This window comes from Sodalis sp. RH22, assembly GCF_047324165.1.
GTDB lineage: Bacteria > Pseudomonadota > Gammaproteobacteria > Enterobacterales > Enterobacteriaceae > Acerihabitans.
Map to the genome: position 1 here is coordinate 3688452 of NZ_CP178731.1, position 19931 is coordinate 3708382.

The window sequence follows — 19931 nt, forward strand, 5'->3', positions numbered from 1 at the left end:
CTACAATGTTACATTGACGTTGTGATTTTGTATAAATATAGGCTAAGCCGGTATGCAACCACAGTACGATTACGATGCCATTATCATTGGTTCAGGCCCGGGTGGGGAAGGCGCCGCCATGGGCCTGACGAAACAGGGCGCCCGCGTCGCGGTTATCGAACGCTATAACAGCGTCGGCGGCGGCTGTACCCATTGGGGGACCATTCCCTCCAAGGCGCTGCGCCAGGCGGTTAGCCGGATTATCGAATTTAACCAGAATCCGCTGTATAACGGTAGTCAACATCTGCCGCGCGCCAGCTTCGCCGATATCCTGCATCACGCCGATAGCGTGATAAAACAGCAGATCCGGATGCGCCAGGGATTTTATGAACGTAATCAGTGCCGGATTATTACCGGCGACGCAACTTTTGTCGATGCCCATACCGTCAAGGTCCAGTATCCGGATAATACCGCCGAGCATTTCAGCGCGGCGCATATCGTTATCGCCTGTGGTTCCCGTCCGTATCATCCCAACGATGTCGATTTCACCCATCCGCGCATTTATGACAGCGATTCCATCCTGGATTTAAAGCACGATCCGCAGCATGTGATTATTTATGGCGCCGGCGTGATCGGCTGTGAATATGCATCAATCTTTCGCGGCATGAACGTCAAGGTGGATCTGATCAATACGCGCGACAGGCTGTTGGCCTTTCTCGACCAGGAAATGTCGGACGCGCTGTCATACCATTTTTGGGAAAACGGCGTGGTTATCCGCCATAACGAAGAATATGAAAAAATCGAAGGCACCGAGAATGGCGTGGAAGTCCACTTCCGTTCCGGCAAAAGGATGCGCGCGGACTGCCTGCTGTATGCCAATGGGCGCACCGGCAATACCGATTCGCTGTCCCTTGGCAACGTGGGACTGGAGGCGGACAGCCGGGGGCTGATTAAAGTCAACAGCATGTACCAGACCGCCCTGACGCATATTTACGCCGTCGGCGATGTTATCGGCTACCCAAGCCTTGCCTCGGCCGCTTATGACCAGGGGCGAATCGCCGCACAGGTGATCATCAAGGGCCAGGCCAATGTGCAGCTGATTGAAAATATACCCACCGGTATCTATACCATTCCCGAAATCAGCTCGGTGGGTAAAACCGAACAGGAATTAACGCTGCTGAAGGTGCCGTACGAAGTGGGACGGGCGCAGTTCAAGCATCTGGCGCGCGCGCAGATTGTCGGCATGAATGTCGGCAGCCTGAAAATCCTTTTTCACCGTGATACCCGGCAGATACTCGGCATCCACTGCTTTGGCGAGCGCGCCGCGGAGATCATCCATATCGGCCAGGCCATCATGGAGCAAAAAGGCGAAGGCAATACTATCGATTATTTCGTTAATACCACCTTCAACTATCCCACCATGGCGGAAGCCTTCCGTGTGGCGGCGCTGAACGGCTTAAACCGCCTCTTTTAAGTCGGTACCCATATAGGCCTGCATATGGGTGCGTATCGACTCGGCCAACTGCTCATAGCGGGCGCGCAGCGGTGAGCCGGGCCGGTAGACCAACGCCACGGTGCGTTTCGGCTCGGGTTTATAGCATTTCATATAACAGACGCCGTCACGCTTACGCTCATTAGGCACCGCCAATGCGGGCAGCAAGGTAATGCCGCTGCCGGCCGCCACCATGTTGCGCAGGGTTTCCAGGCTGGTGGCGCGAAAATGCGTATCCTCGTCGGCGCCGGCCTGGAAGCAGAAGCCCAGCGCCTGATCGCGCAGGCAATGGCCGTCTTCCAGCATCAACAGCTTCTCCCCCGATAAATCCGACATCGGCACACGTTCACGGTCCGCCCAGGGATGATCGGCATAAACAGCCAGTTGCATCGGTTCATCGAATAACGGGATTTCGATAAAAGCTTCGCTCTCTTTTACCAAGGCCAAGATGGCGCAATCGAGTTTGCCGCTGTCCAGTTGCAGCAGCAGTTGACTGGTCTGGGCCTCGTGCAGGTACATTTCCAGCTTTGGGTAGGTCTCATGCAGGGTGGGGATAATATGCGGCAGTAAATAGGGGCCGACGGTAGGGATCAGGCCGATATGCAATGGGCCGGACATGGACTCCCCCTGCTGGCTGGCCATCTCGCGCAGTATTTTCACTTCGCGCAGGACCGTGCGGGCCTGATCCACCAGCAGCAGCCCGGCCTGGGTGAACAGGACCTTACGGCTGGTGCGCTCCAGCAGCATCACGCCCAGTTCGTCTTCCAGCTTACGAATCTGGCCGCTCAGGGTGGGCTGGCTGACATGACTGGCATCGGCCGCCCGTCGGAAATGACGGTGCTCGGCCAGGGCCACCAAATACTCAAGATCGCGAATATTCATTAACATCCTCCGTGCCGCGATAGTTCGCGTCGATAGATAGGATAGCAATCAACGATTATCCCTATCAATAGTTAATCTTAATAATAATTCCCGCGCAGTATGACAAGCTGTTAAAGTCACTTTTTTCTTTTCTGTTAAGAGGTTCTTCAATGTTTAGTAGTCATGAAGGCAAGAAAGTCCCATCGGTTACTTTCCACACCCGTAAGGATGACAACTGGGTCGATATCTCTTCCGACGAACTGTTCAAGCATAAAACGGTTATCGTATTTTCACTGCCGGGCGCCTTTACGCCTACCTGCTCCTCCAGCCATTTACCGCGCTACAATGAGCTGGCCGGGTTATTCCACAAGCACGGCGTGGACAGCATCGTCTGTATTTCGGTTAACGATACGTTTGTCATGAACGCCTGGCAAGCCGACCAAAACGCCGAACATATTACCTTTATCCCCGACGGCAACGGTGAATTTACCCAGGGCATGGGCATGCTGGTGGAAAAAGCCGAGCTGGGATTCGGCCCGCGCTCATGGCGTTATTCGATGCTGGTACGCGACGGCGTGGTGGAAAAAATGTTTGTTGAACCGAACAAACCGGGCGACCCGTTCGAAGTTTCCGACGCCGATACCATGCTGTGTTACCTGGCGCCGGAATGCAAAGTCCAGGAATCCGTTTCGCTGTTTACCAAACCAGGCTGTCCGTTCTGCGCCAAAGCCAAGCAGATGCTGCGCGACAACGGAATCCAGTATGAAGAAATCTCATTGGGTAAAGACGCCACCACCGTCAGCCTGCGCGCGGTAACCGGCCGTTCCACCGTGCCGCAGGTGTTTATCGGCGGGCGCCATATCGGCGGCAGCGAAGAGCTGGAAGCGTTTTTACTGCAACCGGCCTGACAGCTACGCCAAACGGTTTTTCGCCTCGGCAATGGCGGCCGCCACCTGCTGCGGCGACACGCCGCCTTTTGCCGAGCGTTTGTCCAGGCACGATTGCAGCGACAGGGCCGGATAAACATCCTCGCCAATAACCGGGCTGAACGCCTGCAATTCAGCCAGCTCCAGCGCCTCCAGGGCTTTGCCCTGGCCGATGGCCTCGACTACCGCCTCGCCGACGATATGATGCGCCTCGCGAAACGGGATGCCCTTGGCGACCAGGTAATCGGCCAGTTCGGTGGCATTGGCATAGCCCTGCTGCGCCGCCTCGCGGCAACGCGCACGCTTCACCTGTAGCCCTTCCAGCACCAGCGCGGCCATATGCAGGCAATCCAGCCAGGTATCCAGCGCATCGAACAGGCCCTCCTTGTCTTCCTGCATATCCTTGTTATACGCCAGCGGCAGCCCTTTCAGGGTCACCATCATGCCGGTAAGCGCCCCCTGGACCCGGCCGCACTTGCCGCGGATAAGCTCCAGCGCATCGGGATTTTTCTTTTGCGGCATCAGGGACGAGCCGGAAGTGACCCGATCGGACAATTCGATAAACGCCGCCTCGCCGCTGTTGAACAGAATCAGGTCTTCGGCAAAACGCGAGAGATGGACCATGCTGATGGCGGCATTGGACAGCAACTCCAGCACATGGTCACGATCGGACACGCTATCAAGGCTATTTCGCGTTGCCGTGGCAAAACCCAGCCAGCCGGCCAACTGGTCGCGATCGATGGCGTAAGCGGTGCCGGCCAGCGCCCCGGAACCCAGCGGGCTGACGTCAAGACGTTTTAGGGTGTCCCGCAGGCGGCTTTCATCGCGCGCCAGCATTTCGCCATAGGCCAGGCACCAATGGGCAAAGGTGACCGGCTGGGCGCGCTGCAAATGCGTATAACCAGGCATCACCGCGTCCTGGTTGACCTCGGCGGTGGCGACCAGCGCGGTTTGCAACTGGCGCACGGCGGCCAGCAGCTCGGACAGTTGCATCTTGCACCACAGCTTCAGATCGGTGGCCACCTGATCGTTGCGGCTGCGGCCGGTATGCAGTTTTTTGCCCAGGTCGCCGACTTTTTCAATCAGGCGCTGCTCCACCCAGCTATGAATATCCTCGGCGTCGCTGGCAAGGATGGACTCGGGCGCGGCACTCACTTCCTCCAGAAGAAAAGACAGGGCTTCCTCCAGGCGCAGCTGTTCCTCCGCCGTCAGCACACCGACGGTAACCAGCGCTTTCGACCAGGCCACCGAGCCGATAATATCCTGCTCCGCCAGCCGGTAATCAAAGCGCAGCGAGTCGTTAAATGATTTAAACCGCTGATCCGCCGCCTGGCTGAACCGTCCGCCCCAAAGTGCCATAACCGTGCTCCATTATTTTTTTTGCCGGCGCGCTCGCCGCCGCGCGCCCATGCCGAATGATGAGGGGACGCCGGAAACGGCGCTCCCATGGAAATACTGCTGAACCTGCGCCAGGCCCCCCGGATAGCCATGCGGCCGCGCACGTTATCTTACCCAGCCGGTATCCCGCCGGCAACGTCAGGCCAGGATGCGCGTGCCGATGGACTCGCCGTTAAACAACGCCGGCAGTTGCTCCGCATGCCGCCAGCCGGCGATGTCCACCGGACGGCCCAGCGTGCGGGCCGCATCCAGCGCCGCGTTGACTTTTACAATCATGCCGTCGGTAATGATCCCCTGCGCTATCAGCTGCTCCGCTTTATGGGCGGTCATTTCGGCAATGCGCTGGCCTTTGCCGTCGAGAATGCCGCTGACATCGGACAATAAGATCAGATCGGCCCCCAGGGTGGCGGCCAGCGCGGTGGCGGCCTGGTCCGCATTGACGTTCATCAGCCGGCCGTCGGCGGTAATGCCGATAGAGCTGATAACCGGCAGGTAACCGGCGCCAAGCAAGGTATTTAACAACGCCGGCGAACCCGGCTGCGCCTTGCCGACATGGCCGAGTTTCTCATCAAGCGTTGTAACATCGACGCTATTGCCGTCGCCCAGGCATAACCCGACCGCCGGGATGGCATGTTTTTTTGACCAGGCCAGCAGGGTCTTATTGGCCGTGCCGGCCAGCGCGCCGGTGATGATATCAATCTGGTCCGCCGGCGTAACCCGCAGGCCGTTGACCTTGGTCACCGGCAGCGCCAGTTTTTTCATCAGCTCGTCCACCAGGCAACCGCCGCCATGGACAATCAGCAACGGGCGTTGATGCTGCGCGCGATAGCTGTCCAGCGCCGAAAATAAACGCTCCAGCGCCTCTTCGCTATCGAGTAACACGCCACCCAGTTTTATAATTAACGGATTCATTATTTTTATTACCTCGTCGCCAGCCGTTACAGCAGCGCCTGCGTTTGTGCAAAACCAAAGCGGATATTAGCGCATTGTACTGCCTGCGCGGCCGCTCCTTTTAATAAATTATCTTCGGTGGCCACCACGATTAAATGCTCGCCCTGCACCGCGAAGCCAATATCGCAAAACGGCAGTCCCACTACCGCCTTCAGCGCCGGCACGCCTTTCTCATACAACCGTACCAGGGGTTTATCGTGATAGGCGTTATGATAGGATTCGGCCACATCGCCCGCCGTCACGCCCGCGTTTAAGCGGCAGGTGATGGTGGCCAGGATACCGCGGGCAAAATTGCCTAAATGGGGGGTAAATATCACCGGGATGCCAAGATGGGCGGCGATTTCCGGCTGGTGGCGATGGGTAAATATGCCGTAGGGTTGCAGACTGACCTCGCAGACGCTGGTGGCAAGCGACGCTTTCCGGCCAGCGCCGCTGACGCCGCTGACGGCGTTGATCACCGGCCACTGGGCGTCGTTAAGCAGACCGCCGTCGACCAGCGGCTTGAGCGCCAGCTGGGACGCGGTGGGATAGCAGCCCGGCACGGCAATCAGTTGCGCCTGCTGCAACGCCTCGCCCTGCCATTCCGCCAGGCCGTAGACCGCCTTCGCCAGCCAGTCGGCATGCTGGTGTTCAAAACCATAATACTGGCTGTAGAACGATGCCTGATTGACGCGGAACGCGCCGGAGAGGTCGAACACCACGCAGCCGGCGGCCAGGAATACCGGCGCCAGATCGTGGCTGACCTCATGGGCGGTGGCGAGAAACACCACATCCACCGTTTTCGCCAGTTCAGCGGCGTCGATCAGGGGCAGCAGCGGTAAATCGACCACGCCCTTAAGCTGGGGATGCAGTTCGGACAGTAATTTCCCGGCATCCGCACTTTGCGCTGAAACCGCCAAAGCGGTTATGTTCATATGCGGGTGACGGTTGAGATAGGCCGCAAGCTCAGCTCCGGCGTATCCGCTGGCACCAACAATCAGCGTATTCAGCATGACTTTTGTTCACCTTCTTGATTTGCTATCACGACGAGAAGGGATCTCCAGCAACTCTTTGTCGCCTAAGTCGTCGCTTAAGCAACTATTCGCTGTTCACCCGCGAGGTCAAGCGTAGTAGTCTGGTAAGTATCCGTTTACTTTACGCTCAACGTTAGTGTATTTTTATTCACTATTATTGCATGAATATTGATACTATCCAAACTAAAGGCTGTCAACAGTGAAGACAAAATTACCCCCGTTTATGGAGTTGTACCGCGCCCTGATCGCCACGCCGTCCATCAGTGCCACCGACAGCGCCCTGGATCAAAGTAATCAGACCTTAATCAATTTGCTGGCGGGGTGGTTCACGACGCTGGGTTTCCAGGTCGAAATCCAGCCGGTGCCGGGCACGCGCAACAAATATAATATGCTGGCCCGTATCGGCAGCGGCGCCGGCGGCCTGCTGCTGACGGGGCACACCGATACCGTCCCGTTTGACGACGGACGCTGGACACGCGATCCCTTTACCCTGACCGAAGACAATAATAAGCTGTATGGCCTGGGCACCGCCGATATGAAAGGCTTTTTTGCCTTTATCCTCGACACGCTGCGCGATATCGATACCAGCAAGCTGCAAAAGCCATTATATATCCTCGCCACCGCCGATGAGGAAACCAGTATGGCGGGAGCCAGCTATTTCGCCCAGTCCAGCGAGCTGCGCCCGGATTGCGCCATTATCGGCGAACCGACCTCGCTGCAGCCGGTGCGCGCCCATAAAGGCCATATTTCCAATGCGGTGCGTATCCAGGGCCAATCAGGCCACTCCAGCGACCCGAGCCTGGGCGTTAACGCTATCGAACTGATGCACGAGGCCATTTCCCACCTGATGATACTACGCAATACGTTGCAGGAACGTTACCATCACCCGGCCTTCGACATCCCCTACCCCACCATGAATTTCGGCCACATCCACGGCGGTGATTCCGCCAATCGCATTTGCGGCTGTTGCGAGCTGCATATGGATATCCGCCCGCTGCCCGGCCTGACGCTCGGCGACCTGGACGGGTTATTGACCGAGGCCCTGGCGCCGGTAAGCGCGCGCTGGCCGGGACGGTTAACCATTACCGCCCTGCATCCGCCCATCCCCGGTTATGAATGCCCTGCGGACCATCGTCTGGTGGCAGTGGTGGAGACGTTGCTGGGCGTCAAAACCGATGTGGTCAATTACTGTACCGAAGCGCCGTTTATCCAGCAGCTGTGCCCCACTCTCGTCTTGGGCCCGGGATCGATAAAACAGGCGCATCAGCCCGACGAATATATTGATACCGCCTTTATTAAACCGACGCGGGAATTAATTTCCCAAGTGATACGACATTTCTGCCTGCAATGATCATCGCTGACTTTTTGTCCTTTGCCCCAGACTTCGCGCGCCTGGCCCCGTATGAAAGGCGCGGCCAGGTTTATGGCGATAAGTATTTCTTATAATCATTACATGTTGTTAACTTTCAAGAATTGACGCGATTTTAATGTTATATGGCGTGAATTGATGTCATTTGACGAATGAATGGATACATGGCTAGATAACGGTGGGTGATTTACGTCATTCGGGTGAAATAAATTTTCAGGTGAGTTGGATCAGGGTCCTTATGAACGAACAATATTCGGCAATGCGAAGCAACGTTAGTATGCTCGGGAAACTTCTGGGCGACACCATAAAAGATGCGATGGGCGAGAATATCCTGGATAAGGTAGAGACCATCCGCAAGCTGTCAAAGTCCTCCCGTGCGGGTAGCGAAACCCATCGCCAGGAACTGCTTTCCACTTTACAGAACTTATCCAATGACGAGCTGCTGCCCGTGGCACGCGCCTTCAGTCAGTTTTTGAACCTGACCAATACCGCGGAACAGTTCCACGTCATTTCCCCCCACGGCGAGGCGGCGAATAACCCGGAAGGCCTGGGTAAGGTCTTTGCCCGTCTGAAAGAGAATAACGCGCTGGATGATAAAGATATTCGCGCCGCGGTGGAGTCACTGTCAATCGAACTGGTATTAACCGCCCATCCCACCGAAATTGCCCGCCGCACCCTGATCCATATGATGGTTGAAGTCAACAGCTGCCTGAAACAGCTGGATCACAGCGATCTGGCGGACTATGAGCGTAAACAGATTATGCGGCGTCTGCGCCAGCTGGTGTCGCAATACTGGCATACGGACGAGATACGCAAAAACCGTCCATCGCCGGTGGACGAGGCAAAATGGGGTTTCGCCAATGTGGAAAACAGCCTGTGGGAAGGCGTGCCGCAGTATTTGCGCGAACTGAACGAACAGCTGGAAACGGTGTTCGGTTATAAACTGCCGGTGGAGAACGTGCCGGTGCGATTTACCTCCTGGATGGGCGGCGATCGGGACGGCAACCCCAACGTCACCGCCGATATCACCCGGCGCGTGTTGTTGTTAAGCCGCTGGAAAGCCGCCGATCTGTTTATCCGCGACATCCAGGTACTGGTATCCGAGCTGTCGATGACGGAATGCACGCCGGAGCTACGGGCATTGGCCGGCGGCGACGAAATCCAGGAACCTTATCGGGTCATCATGAAGCGGTTGCGCGCCCAATTGATCGGCACCCAGAACTGGCTGTCGGCGAAACTCAGGGGCGAGCTGGTGCTGCCGCCGGAAGATCTGCTGGAGCACAACGATCAGCTTTGGGCGCCCTTGTTTGCCTGTTACGAATCGCTGAAAGCCTGCGGCATGGGCATTATTGCCAGCGGCCAGTTGCTGGATACCCTACGGCGTATCAAGTGCTTCGGCATCCAGTTGGTGCGTATCGACGTGCGCCAGGAAAGCACGCGTCACACGGAAGCGTTAAGCGAAGTCACCCGCTACCTGGGGCTGGGGGATTACGAAAGCTGGTCTGAAAGCGATAAACAGGCGTTTCTGATCCGCGAATTGAACTCCAAACGCCCGCTGTTGCCCCGTCATTACCAGCTCAGCGACGAAACCCGCGAGGTGCTCGATACCTGCCGGGTGATCGCCGACGCGCCGGAAGGCTCCATTGCCGCCTATGTCATCTCCATGGCCAAGACGCCTTCCGATGTGCTGGCGGTACATTTGCTGCTTAAGGAAGCCGGCTGCCAGTTTATCCTGCCGGTGGCGCCGCTGTTTGAAACCCTGGACGATTTGAATAATGCCGATGAGGTGATGAGCCAGCTGCTCAGCATTGACTGGTACCGCGGCATTATCCAGGGCAAACAGATGGTCATGATTGGCTATTCGGATTCGGCCAAGGATGCGGGGGTCATGGCGGCCTCATGGGCGCAATACCGCGCGCAGGACGCGTTAATCAAAACCTGCGAAAAAGTGGGCATCGCCCTGACGCTGTTCCACGGCCGCGGCGGTTCTATTGGCCGTGGCGGCGCGCCGGCCCACGCGGCCCTGCTGTCGCAACCCCCGGGCAGCCTGAAGGGCGGCCTGCGGGTGACCGAACAAGGCGAAATGATCCGCTTTAAATTCGGCCTGCCGGAAGTGGCCATCAGCAGCCTGGCGCTGTACACCGGTGCGATCCTCGAAGCCAACCTGCTGCCGCCGCCGGAACCGAAGCAGGAATGGCGCGCCCTGATGGACGACCTTTCAACCACCTCATGCAATATGTATCGCGGCTACGTGCGTGAAAACCCCGATTTTGTACCTTACTTCCGTTCGGCTACGCCGGAGCAGGAACTGGGTAAACTGCCCCTGGGCTCGCGTCCTGCCAAACGGCGTCCCTCCGGCGGCGTTGAGAGCCTGCGCGCCATTCCGTGGATTTTTGCCTGGACGCAAAATCGCCTGATGCTGCCCGCGTGGCTGGGCGCCGGCGCGGCGCTGCAAAAAGCGGTGGAAGAAGGCAAACAAGATCAGCTGGAAGCCATGTGCAGCGATTGGCCGTTTTTCTCCACCCGCATCGGCATGCTGGAAATGGTGTTCGCCAAGGCCGACCTGTGGCTGGCGGAATATTACGATCAGCGCCTGGTGGAAGAAAAGCTCTGGCCGCTGGGTAAACAGCTGCGCAAGCAATTGGCGGACGACATTAACGTGGTGCTGACCATTGCCAACGACGATCATTTAATGGCCGATCTGCCGTGGATTGCGGAGTCCATCGCGCTGCGCAATGTTTATACCGACCCGCTGAATGTACTGCAGGCTGAATTGTTGCATCGCTCGCGCCAGCAGGAACACCCCGACCCACGGGTCGAGCAGGCGCTGATGGTGACCATTGCCGGCGTGGCGGCGGGAATGCGTAATACCGGTTAATGTGAAACCCTGATCTCAATACCCTGAAGCCGGACCTGTTATGGTCCGGTTTTTTTATGATTGCCGGGTGAAGATGCTTTTTAACGCGCGGACTGGGCGGTGGCTATCTGCGGCCGCACACCCAGGGTATGGCAGATGGCATAGGTTAAATCGGCGCGATTGAGGGTATAAAAATGAAAATCCTTCACCCCTTCCCGGCTGAGGATTTTCACCATGTCCATGGCAATGGACGCGCCGACCATTTTGCGCGTCTCGGCATCGTCGTCCAGTCCTTCGAACATACTGGTCATCCAGTTAGGGACCTTGACATTGGTCATGGCGGCAAAACGCTGCAACTGCTTAAAATTGGAGACCGGCAGGATACCGGGCACAATTTCGGTATCAATCCCGGTCGCCACGCAGCGATCGCGAAAGCGCAGGTAACTTTCCACATCAAAAAAGAATTGGGTAATCGCCCGGTTGGCGCCCGCGTCCACTTTCTTTTTCAGGTTAATCAAATCCGATTGCGCGCTTTTCGCTTCCGGGTGTACTTCTGGATACGCGGCCACGGAGATATCAAAATCGCCGACTTTTTTCAGCAATGTCACCAGATCGGCGGCATACATGGCTGGCGCCCCGCTCCCGGGGGGTAAATCCCCGCGCAGCGCCACGATATGACGGATACCGCTATGCCAGTAATCCTCGGCGATTTTTTTCAGCTCGTCCGCGGTGGCGTCGATACAGGTCAGGTGGGGCGCGGCCTCCAGGCCGGTGCGCTCCTTGATATCCTTGATAATGCTATGGGTGCGGTCGCGCTCGCCGGAATTGGCGCCGTAGGTCACCGAGACAAAGGTGGGCTTGAGGGCGCTTAGCCGGTCGATGGAATGCCACAGGGTTTGCTCCATATCACTGGTGCGCGGAGGGAAAAACTCAAACGAGACATTAATGCTGCCCTGTAATTCAGCCAGGTTTTGGTTCAGGGCTTCCCGCTGATTGGCGTGAAAAAAACTCATACCTTTTCCTCTTAACGCGTGTGATGGTTCACTAACACTCTACGCCGGTGGTGGTCCGTTGCGATCGGTTGTTTTATGCGTCTATACGTTTAGACGGCTAAATAGAATTTGACTGAAATCGTTAGTGGAGTCAACAAAATCATTTGGCAGGATGGGGAGTAATCTTCACGCATTATGAAAAAAATTCATTTTATCCGCCGCTGTGATGTTCAACCGATTCTGATGTCCGAGGCCGCCGGTCGCGCAGTCGTCTTTGTTCTAATAAACGTACAATATCGGCAAGCCCCCCGGAATGCGCTATTTGTTGCGGTGTCCACAGTCCGCGGTTGCGGGCATCAATATTTATCTTTGACGCAGTAAGTAATCTGTCGACTGTTTCTTTGGCGCCTTTTATCACCGCAATATGCAAAGCGGTGTCGCCCCGACGGTCCTCAATATTTACATCGGCCAGGGTTTCCAGCAGATCCGGCAAGATATCATCATTGCCGCCCAGCACGGCGGTATGCAGCAATTCGCGGCACCGTTGGTCTTGCTGGCACAGAATAATATCATTTCTTTTTAACAACTGGCGAACCATTTCATTTTGTTTCTTGAAAATTGCTTTCATTAAAGCAGTGTTACCGTCCTGGTCAACAATATTGACATCCGTGTTTTCATTTTTACATATAGCGTCGAACACCTCAACATTACCGGCATCGACGGCAAAATGGAGAGCGGTGGCGCCTGAATTATATTTATGCGAGAGGGCGAATACAAAATCATATTCTCCAAAACCATAAATACCTCTATCACTGATATCATAACTAATATTCATGTTGATGCCAGGCGCATTGATCAGCTTATTAACCGCAACAATATCTTCCTTTTTTACCGCCATCAGCAATGGCGTGAATCCTGTAAGATTTTTGGTATTAACATCTATCGTTCCTGACTCTAAAAGGGCTTCCATTACTGTAGGTTGATTAGCATTCACCGCTTCATGCAATAGCGTATTACCCGTTTCATGATCAATGCTATGGCCGAGGTTCTGGCCCAACTTGATAAGAGTACGCAAGGCACTATCATCGCCACTGGCGACCAGTTGAAAATAGATTTCCGATTTAGACTTTTCCTGTAATAAATTCAGTATACGTTGAGATTCCGCCTCGAAATCTGGCGTCGTCTGTGACAATCGGATCAAGTCCGGCACCGGCAGCCTACCCAAAATATCGCCGATAATCTCCTTGGGCAATCTATCAAAATAGAGCGCGATGCAGTTATTTTTTATGCTAACACATGATTTCAGCCCCGGGATACAGTCATTCTGTTGCTGTAGAGGTTTGAGATTAGTCTTGATGATACTAAGGGATTCGGCCTGCAATTGATGGCATCCATTCATCCTTTGACAACTCCTTTTATTATCTACTGACGATGGGTATTACCCGCTATATTTACGGCAATAAGTAAAATACACAATATGATAAATTTCAGAAGCAGACAAAAAATTAATGAATTTTCAAAGCTAAGGTTATACTTCGTTTAATTAAGCAGATACCGAATTCTGCTCAATAGAGGGGGAGATAAACACAGGTAGCAGCGGGCGGATTTCTCCGCCCGTGAATGGCATTATAATAATTGCGCCAGCCGGTTCAAATCCGACTGGATGGCGCCGGCGGTAACATCCCGGCCCGCGCCCGGCCCACGGATGACCAACGGGTTATCGCGGTACCAGCGGCTTTCGATGGCGAACACGTTATCGCAAGGCAGCAACGACGCCAGCGGGTGCTCGTGACGTACCGCCTCCACCCCGACCCGCGCCTTGCCGTTGGCGTCAAAACGCGCCACATAGCGCAGCACCAGGCCCATCTCATTCGCCGCCTCCAGACGTTGGACCATTTGTTCATTAAGGGCATGGCCGTCCTCAAAAAACTGATCCACCGACCCGAGCACGCTGTCGGGCGATACCAGCGATTCCACCCGCACGTGGTTCGGCTCGATTTCATAACCCGCTTCGCGCGCCAGGATCACCAGCTTGCGCATCACGTCCTGGCCGGATAAATCCACCCGCGGATCGGGTTCGGTCAGCCCCTGCTGCCAGGCCTGTTCCACCAAATCGGTAAAAGGCACCGTGCCGTCGAATTGCAGAAAAAGCCAGGAAAGGGTACCGGAAAAAATGCCGCTTATGGACAAGATGCTGTCGCCGCTGTCGCGCAGATCGCGCACCGTATGGTTAACCGGCAGGCCGGCGCCCACGGTGGCGTTGTATAACCAATGACGACCGGTTTTGGCAAAGGCGTCGCGGATCTGGCGGTAGTTGTCACCGCTGGAGGCGCCCGCTAGCTTATTGGCGCTGATAACGTGAAAACCATAGCTGGCGAAATCCAGATATTGTCCGGCCAGCGCTTCGCTGGCGGTGACATCGAGCACCACCAAATCATCATAGGGATGGGCGCGCATCCATAAAAACAGGTCTTCCGGCTCCTGCTCGACGGCCTCATCATGAAAGAAAGCCAGCGCCCGGCTGGCGTTCAGCCCGTCATAGCTGAGCAGGCTGCGCCGGCTGTCCACCACGCCGCTGAGGATAAACTCAAAACCAGTGCGCGCCGACAGGCTTTCCTGCTCGCGGGCGAACAACTCCAGCCAGCGCGAGCCGATATTGCCTTTGCCGAACAGGATCAGGCCGATGCGCTTTTCGGCGCGGAACAACGAGGTGTGCAATCCCTGCACCACATGTTCGGTGGGACCGACGCGCAATACCGCCACCAGGCTGATGCCGTCCTCCGCCTGCCAGAAAAATTCCACCGGCTGATATTTTAACTGTTGGTAAAAACGATGGCAGTGCAGCGGGTTTTTAGTAACCCCCGCGCCGACCATCGCCACCAGCGCCAGTCCTGCGCGCAGCTTAAGCTCTCCCGGCAGCTCCGCCTGCTGCAGGGTCTGGAACACGCTATGGACCAGTTCGGAGGTATAGCACAGCTGCAACAGCCGCCGATCGCGATGAACGCCTACCGCCAGCGGCTTGATTTGCGCGCGCTTTAACGCCTGGTCGAGTTCTTTCTGCGCCAGGGAAAAGTCGTGCTGCGGCGCAATGGTCAGCTCGATCAGGCAGACATCGTCGTGGCTGGTGACGATTTTCGCCCCGGTGCCGGAAGCCAGTACCCGCTCGATACGTGTAGACCCCTGTTCCGGCTGATAGCTGCAGCGCAATAACAGATCGATATCGCTGCCGGATACCGGCTGCAGGGTGCGGGTATGCAATACCGGCGCCGCCAGGCGCGCCAGCTCGCTGGCTTCGTCCAATCGCAGCAGGGGCAGCAGGCAGGCGTCTTTCACCTTGCGCGGATCGGCGCTATAGACTCCGGCCACGTCGCTCCAGATGGTCACCCTGGCCACACCGGCCAGCGCGCCGATTTGGGTGGCGGAATAGTCGCTGCCGTTACGCCCAAGCAATACTGTTTCCCCGGCCTGATTGCGGCAGATAAAGCCGGTGACCACCAGACGTTTGCTGGGGTATTGGGTCAATAGCTGCTGTAATAAGGGCCATGAACGCCCTTCGTCTACCTGCGGCTGGGCGGCATATTCAGCGCGCAGGAAATCCCGCGCGTCCAGCCAGACCGCCTCGATATCCTGGCAGTTGAGTACCGCCGCCATAAGACGCGCCGACCAGATTTCACCGTGGCCGACCACTTCCGCATACACGCTATCGGTCACCGCGCCGTCCAGCAATACCGCCAAACGCTCCAGATCGCGGATAAATTCCGTCATCATCGCATCCGCCAGGTCGGGCGGCAGCAGGCCGGCGAACAGTTGCTGCTGGTAGCGGCGCAGGGTCTGCTGGACCTGATGCGCGGAAAGGCGATCGGTTTGGCTCAGCTTAAGCCAGCTGATCAGCTGGTTGGTGGTGGAGCCCGCCGCGGAGACCACCATTAAATCACCGGGTTGGCTGTAATCGGCCATAATGCCCGCGACCCGTTGGTAACACTTCACATCGGCCAGACTACTGCCGCCAAACTTGTGCAGTTGCCTGCCGGCCAAGCGTACCGTCGTTCCCAGAGCACTCATAACTACCTCTTCGCCGCCGCCTGGAAAGCCTGTTCCAGATCGGCAATTAAATCTTCGCTGTCTTCGATGCCGACGGACACCCGCAATAATGTTTCCGATATACCGGCCGCAGCGCGTGCCGCAGGCGCCATACCCGCGTGGGTCATGGTGGCGGCATGGGAAATCAGGCTCTCTACGCCGCCAAGGGATTCCGCCAGGGTAAATAATTCCAGGCTGGCTAAAAAGCGGCGCAGCACGGATTCATCGCCGTTCACTTCAAAGCTGAGCATGGCGCCGAACCCTTTTTGCTGGCGACAGGCGATTTCATGACCGGCATTGTCCGGCAGGCCGGGGTAATATAATTTTTTCACCAGCGGCTGCTGTTGCAAATAGGCCACGATATCCAGGGCATTGCTTTGCTGCTGGCGTATGCGCGGCGCCAGGGTGCGGATGCCGCGCAACAAAAGATAGCTATCAAAGGCGGCGCCGGTCACGCCGATGTTATTGGCCCACCAGGCAAGCTCGGTGGCGAGCGCGTCGTCCTTGGCTATCACCGTGCCGGCCACCACGTCGGAGTGCCCGTTAAGGTATTTGGTACAGGAGTGCACCACCAGATCGGCCCCCAGGGCCAGCGGCTGCTGCAGGGCCGGGCTCATAAAGGTATTATCCACCACGCACAGGGCGCCCGCCCGATGGGCGGCCTGGCATATAGCGGTGATGTCCACCACCCGCAGCAGCGGGTTGCTGGGCGTTTCGATCAGTACCAGCTTGGGTTTTTCGTCAAGCGCCGCCTGCAACGCCCCCGCATCCCCCTGATCGACAAATTTGACCCGGTACGCGCCGCGTTTGCTCAGACTGTCGAACAGGCGATAGCTGCCGCCGTAGCAATCATGCGGCGCCACCAGCAGATCGCCGGGTTGCAGGAATACGGTACAGACAAGATGTATCGCCGACATGCCGCTGCTGGTCATCACCGCGCCCGCGCCGCCCTCCAGTTCCGCCAACGCGCGCTGCACCACATCCCGGGTCGGGTTACCGCGCCTCGAGTAATCATGCACGCGCGGTTGATTGAAGTCGGTAAAGTTATAGGTGCTGGAAAGGGTGATGGGGGGAACGACGCAGCCGAACTGTTCATCATTATTTAACCCGCTGCGAACTGCGATGGTGGCCTGCTTACGCGTCATGTACTCGCATCCTGACTGTGTGCGTGAGAGTGAAGGTCAAAGAGTAAACCGCCCGGCGATAGACGTCAATACATCTGGACATCTAAACTTCTTTGCGTATAGATTGAGCAATGCATTAATAACAGCTAAAATTATGCGGGTTTTAAGTGTTAAAATCTAACTGACTTTTTACCGCAGCCGCCAGGCCAGGTCGAGGGCGGGGTGATAGGAAAAGTTGATAAATCGCAAAATAAGCGGGCATACGGTAGTGAGAGACAGACAGTTACGGCATAATCTGCCCGTTTTTAGCATATTATATTCATTTGATGAGAGTTAAGGTATCCCATGGCGGAATGGAAAGGTGAGTATGTCAGCCCTTATGCTGAACATGGTAAAAAAAGCGAGCAGGTAAAAAAAATTACGGTATCCATTCCGCTGAAGGTTCTCAAAATCCTGACCGACGAAAGAACCCGGCGCCAGGTCAACAACCTGCGGCATGCCACCAATAGCGAACTGCTTTGCGAGGCGTTCCTGCATGCGTTTACCGGCCAGCCGCTGCCAGACGATAACGACCTGCGTAAAGAACGTAGCGACGAAATTCCCGAAGCCGCCAAGGAGCTGATGCGCGAAATGGGCATCAATCCCGACACGTGGGAATACTAACCCCGGCCAGGTAAAGACAGCGCGTGGCGAAGGCTTCGCGCTAGCGCCATCCGCGCGCGGGCAATCGTTGCCTGCGTCCCCCGTTGCCTGGCATAAATGCCTGTGCCGTTGCACGCTGCTGGTCGTTAACTGACGGGCATTAACATTATAAGCGGCTCCCTTTACCCTCCGCCCAACTCTAGCCGGCCGCAATAATGAAAAAAAGCCCTTCAAAATCAGAAAAATAAATTCACCCCATCCCTGCGTGCCTGTCGGGGGACGCCGCCATCGTCGCATAGCCGCGATAAAATAAGCTGATTTCCCTGTTGTAACCATTATCATAAAAATCCTTGTATCCTATAGGCTTAACATTATGCATCCTTTTTGTTTACCTATTTCCGGGGCCCCTGCGCCAATCTGCTTATTTTCGACGCAACGCCGTTTGCCATATTCTCAGGAGATATCGTTGCCTCAACACTTCCTCAAAAAAATACAATCGGTAACGTCATGGCCGGAAACACTGTCTCGCCCCGGCGGCCGGGTGAAGAAAAAGGCGCAAGCCCTCGCCGGGCGCGCGATCGTGCATAGCCAAGGCGTGGACATGGCCCGGGCATTTGCTGCGCGCCCTATCCTCCAGATAAAAAATGTCGTTCCGCCTTCCGGGCCGGATTTCGCCGCCATGCCATCCGAAATAAAGGCCGCTATTTTCCGCAACCTGGACTTGGGTGATTTGCTTAATGTGATGAGATTGGGCGGTATCGACCGGGACGAGGCGCTTTTTGCGTTTCGGCGCATTGAAAAAACTGCGCTGGCGCAGCAAATATTTGCCCAAGTTTGCCAGGGAAATACGCGAATAGTGCCGTTTTGCCAAGCCATGGCCTTGGATATCGCCACGCTCACTAAAGCAGAAAATGACAGGACGCTGTTAATGGAGGCGATCCGGCATCATCATCCCGTTATCGTCAGACAACTGCTTGCGCTGCCGAAAATAGACGTCAATGCCGCCGATCGGAATAGACTCAGCGCCCTGCATTTTGTCGCCCTGAACAATGATGACGCTATCAGCGCGCAACTGCTGGCCCAGCCCGGCGTTAATATCCACGCCGTTAACCATCTCGGTTCAACGGCGCTGCATTGCGCCGCCGCGTTCGGTCATGTCGCCGTGCTGGAGTTACTGCTGGCAAGGCGGGAGATTAACGTTAACGCCGGCGATCATATCGGTGCCACCCCTCTGCACTATGCCGCCATGACTCTCGGTCCGGCGGATGTTGCAAAGGACATGCTTGCCGGGAAAATAACGGCGATACAACAATTGCTGGCCACCCCTGGCATTGATGTGAACCGTTGTGATAACGACGGCTGTACCCCCTTGCAACTCGCGGCCAAGGACGGTCTTGATCCCATCGTTCACCGGCTGCTGTCCGCGCCCGGGATTAATGCTGATTGCGCCGACAGCCTCGGCTACACGGCGTTGCTAAGCGCGCTGGCCCTGTTGCGCACCGATATCGCTATCCGCTTGATTGCATTGCAGGACATCGATATCAATTCCGCCCAGGCTGAAGGCTGGACAGCGCTGCATTATGCCGCGGCCCAAGGCAATACCGTTTTGGTGGACCTTCTGTTGCGCAAACCCAATATCCAGATCAACAGGCGCCAGAATGACGGATGGACCCCGTTGCATTGCGCCGTCCTCAATGGTCATACCCAGGCGATAAGACGTTTGCTTGACGAGCCGGATATCGATATTAAAGCCACGGATAATTATGGCTGCAACGCATTATTCTATGCGTTAATCCGGCGCGAAGGCGGCATTACCAGGCTGCTGAAAGAAAGGTAACGACCAGCGCGGCACTTTTCTGCGGGGGGCTTGAACATCAAGGGCGATCAACACAGCGGGGCGGGCGCGTTCTTTTCCTGCCGTTAAAAAACGAAGCCCCAGCCTTGCGGCCGGGGCTTCGTTAAACAGCAAAAGTCACACTGGGTGATTTTTGTGCTGTCGGTCAGGCAATTATTTTTTACTGACCGGAACGCTGAAACGTTTGTTGAAGCGATCAACACGTCCGCCGGTATCAACAACACGTTGTTTACCGGTGTAGAACGGATGGCAGGCGCCGCAAACGTCCAGGGTCAAATCGTGGCCCAGGGTGGAGTGGGTCTTGATAACGTTACCGCAAGAACAGGTTGCAGTAATTTCTACGTATTTCGGATGGATATCTTTTTTCATGGAAAACCTCGTCGTAAGGCCGC

The 19931-nt window shown here is 56.2% G+C and carries 15 protein-coding genes; 6 read left to right on the forward strand and 9 right to left on the reverse strand.

The window, feature by feature from the left end:
• Positions 1–52: 52 nt before the first annotated feature.
• Positions 53–1453, forward strand: coding sequence for a Si-specific NAD(P)(+) transhydrogenase (gene sthA / locus ACL2XN_RS16750; protein ID WP_410012687.1), 1401 nt, complete (start codon positions 53–55; stop codon positions 1451–1453).
• Here the strand turns inward: sthA and oxyR are convergent.
• Entirely contained in the window at positions 1436–2353 is a 918-nt protein-coding gene (oxyR, locus tag ACL2XN_RS16755) for a DNA-binding transcriptional regulator OxyR (protein ID WP_162367587.1), read from the reverse strand. The genes sthA and oxyR overlap by 18 nt on opposite strands.
• Positions 2354–2502: 149 nt before the next feature.
• Here oxyR and ACL2XN_RS16760 point away from each other — a divergent pair, with 149 nt between their 5' ends.
• The gene (locus tag ACL2XN_RS16760) at positions 2503–3240 is read left to right on the forward strand and encodes a glutathione peroxidase (RefSeq protein ID WP_410012688.1); all 738 of its coding nucleotides are present in this window, start codon (positions 2503–2505) and stop codon (positions 3238–3240) included.
• A 3-nt stretch (positions 3241–3243) separates the two neighbouring features.
• On the opposite strand, the gene argH is transcribed toward ACL2XN_RS16760, so the two are convergent.
• The 3 genes from argH to argC form a co-directional block, all read right to left on the reverse strand.
• Positions 3244–4617, reverse strand: coding sequence for an argininosuccinate lyase (gene argH / locus ACL2XN_RS16765; RefSeq protein ID WP_413721813.1), 1374 nt, complete (start codon positions 4615–4617; stop codon positions 3244–3246).
• Between the two features lie 177 nt (positions 4618–4794).
• Positions 4795–5568: an acetylglutamate kinase gene (gene argB / locus ACL2XN_RS16770; RefSeq protein ID WP_410012690.1), complete on the reverse strand. Its 774-nt coding sequence runs from the start codon at positions 5566–5568 to the stop codon at positions 4795–4797.
• A gap of 26 nt (positions 5569–5594) precedes the next feature.
• Positions 5595–6599: an N-acetyl-gamma-glutamyl-phosphate reductase gene (argC, locus tag ACL2XN_RS16775; RefSeq protein ID WP_410012691.1), complete on the reverse strand. Its 1005-nt coding sequence runs from the start codon at positions 6597–6599 to the stop codon at positions 5595–5597.
• Between the two features lie 220 nt (positions 6600–6819).
• Here argC and argE point away from each other — a divergent pair, with 220 nt between their 5' ends.
• Together argE and ppc are read left to right on the forward strand one after the other, a co-directional pair.
• Positions 6820–7971 carry an acetylornithine deacetylase gene (argE, locus tag ACL2XN_RS16780; protein ID WP_410012692.1) on the forward strand — a complete coding sequence of 384 codons (1152 nt, stop codon included), beginning with the start codon at positions 6820–6822 and terminating at the stop codon, positions 7969–7971.
• A 256-nt stretch (positions 7972–8227) separates the two neighbouring features.
• Positions 8228–10867, forward strand: coding sequence for a phosphoenolpyruvate carboxylase (gene ppc, locus ACL2XN_RS16785; protein ID WP_410012693.1), 2640 nt, complete (start codon positions 8228–8230; stop codon positions 10865–10867).
• A gap of 80 nt (positions 10868–10947) precedes the next feature.
• Here the strand turns inward: ppc and metF are convergent, their stop codons facing one another.
• The 4 genes from metF to metB form a co-directional block, all read right to left on the reverse strand.
• The gene (gene metF / locus ACL2XN_RS16790) at positions 10948–11859 is read right to left on the reverse strand and encodes a methylenetetrahydrofolate reductase (protein WP_413729105.1); all 912 of its coding nucleotides are present in this window, start codon (positions 11857–11859) and stop codon (positions 10948–10950) included.
• Between the two features lie 190 nt (positions 11860–12049).
• Positions 12050–13237 (reverse strand): ankyrin repeat domain-containing protein, encoded by a 1188-nt coding sequence (locus ACL2XN_RS16795; RefSeq protein WP_413729106.1) that lies wholly within the window; start codon positions 13235–13237, stop codon positions 12050–12052.
• Between the two features lie 227 nt (positions 13238–13464).
• The gene (locus ACL2XN_RS16800; protein ID WP_413729108.1) at positions 13465–15900 is read right to left on the reverse strand and encodes a bifunctional aspartate kinase/homoserine dehydrogenase II; all 2436 of its coding nucleotides are present in this window, start codon (positions 15898–15900) and stop codon (positions 13465–13467) included.
• A 2-nt stretch (positions 15901–15902) separates the two neighbouring features.
• Positions 15903–17063 carry a cystathionine gamma-synthase gene (metB, locus tag ACL2XN_RS16805; protein ID WP_410012697.1) on the reverse strand — a complete coding sequence of 387 codons (1161 nt, stop codon included), beginning with the start codon at positions 17061–17063 and terminating at the stop codon, positions 15903–15905.
• A 324-nt stretch (positions 17064–17387) separates the two neighbouring features.
• Here metB and metJ point away from each other — a divergent pair, with 324 nt between their 5' ends.
• Both metJ and ACL2XN_RS16815 read left to right on the forward strand, forming a co-directional pair.
• Positions 17388–17705 carry a met regulon transcriptional regulator MetJ gene (metJ, locus tag ACL2XN_RS16810; protein ID WP_410012698.1) on the forward strand — a complete coding sequence of 106 codons (318 nt, stop codon included), beginning with the start codon at positions 17388–17390 and terminating at the stop codon, positions 17703–17705.
• A 658-nt stretch (positions 17706–18363) separates the two neighbouring features.
• Positions 18364–19521, forward strand: coding sequence for an ankyrin repeat domain-containing protein (locus ACL2XN_RS16815; RefSeq protein ID WP_413729109.1), 1158 nt, complete (start codon positions 18364–18366; stop codon positions 19519–19521).
• 171 nt (positions 19522–19692) lie between these two features.
• Here the strand turns inward: ACL2XN_RS16815 and rpmE are convergent, their stop codons facing one another.
• Complete coding sequence (rpmE, locus tag ACL2XN_RS16820; RefSeq protein ID WP_162367573.1) at positions 19693–19908, reverse strand: 50S ribosomal protein L31; 216 nt, start codon at positions 19906–19908, stop codon at positions 19693–19695.
• Positions 19909–19931: the final 23 nt, after the last annotated feature.